The organism is Streptomyces ipomoeae 91-03, assembly GCF_000317595.1.
In the GTDB taxonomy this organism is placed as follows: domain Bacteria; phylum Actinomycetota; class Actinomycetes; order Streptomycetales; family Streptomycetaceae; genus Streptomyces; species Streptomyces ipomoeae.
In genome coordinates this window covers 1-1,144 of record NZ_AEJC01000663.1, presented here as the reverse complement: position 1 = coordinate 1,144, position 1,144 = coordinate 1, and the positions used below count along the sequence as shown (strand labels likewise).

General features: G+C 67.7%; 1 protein-coding gene. It reads left to right on the top strand.

Going from position 1 to position 1,144, the window contains the following annotated elements:
* The coding region (locus tag STRIP9103_RS43415) for an aldose epimerase family protein (RefSeq protein ID WP_009341947.1) at window positions 1–1,019 on the top strand (1,019 nt) is incomplete at its 5' end.
* Window positions 1,020–1,144 lie beyond the last annotated feature (125 nt).

Genomic DNA, 1,144 nt, shown 5'->3' with positions numbered 1-1,144 from the left:
ACGGCACCGAGGTCCACCGCTGGTCGCTGGAGAACGGCGGAACGCGGCTGAAGGTCCTGTCGTACGGCGGAATCGTCCAGTCCCTGGAGATCCCGGACGCCGAGGGCCGGTACGCCAACGTCAGCCTGGGCTTCGACACCATCGAGGACTACGTCGCCAAGTCCCCGTACTTCGGCGCGCTGATCGGCCGGTACGGCAACCGCCTCGGCAAGGGCCGGTTCACACTGGACGGCGAGACGTACCAGCTCTCCGTCAACGACGGCGACAACAGCCTGCACGGCGGTGCCGAGGGGTTCGACAAGGTCGTCTGGGACGTGGAGCCGTTCGAGCGGGACTCGGACGTCGGCCTGTATCTGTCGTACACGAGCGCCGACGGGGAGATGGGCTACCCCGGCACCCTCGATGTGAAGGTCACGTACGCCCTCACCGGGCGGGGAGAGTGGCGTATCGACTACGAGGCCACGACCGACCGGACCACCGTCGTCAACCTCACCAACCATGTGTACTGGAACCTCGCGGGCGAGGGCAGCGGTTCGGCCCACGACCACGAACTGGAGATCGCCGCCGCCCGCTACACCCCCGTCGACGCCGGCCTCATCCCCACCGGGGAGCTCGCCGAGGTCGCGGGCACGCCGTTCGACTTCCGGCGGGCCAAGGTGATCGGTGCGGATGTGCGGGAGGCCGACGAACAGCTGCTGTTCGCCAAGGGATTCGACCACAACTGGGTGCTGGACAAGGGGAGGACGGCGGAGCCGGAGTGGGCGGCGACGCTTCGGGAGCCGTCGAGCGGGCGGGTGCTGAGGGTGGCCACGACCGAGCCGGGGCTGCAGTTCTACTCCGGGAACTTCCTCGACGGCACGCTCGTCGGTCCCTCCGGGCGGATCTACCGGCAGGGCGACGCGGTGTGCCTGGAGACACAGCACTTCCCGGACTCGCCCCATCAGTCGGAGTTTCCGTCGACGGTGCTTCGGCCGGGGCAGGTGTACCGTTCGGCGACGGTCCACTCGTTCCGCGCGTAGGAACCTCGTTCAGCGCGCGATCTCGTTCAGCGCGCAGGAACAGCGGCCACCTTCACAGCTTGCTCACAAATTCCCACCGAATTCTCAGTGGTTGAACAGTGCCACCCCAGCCTCCGTATGTAGGG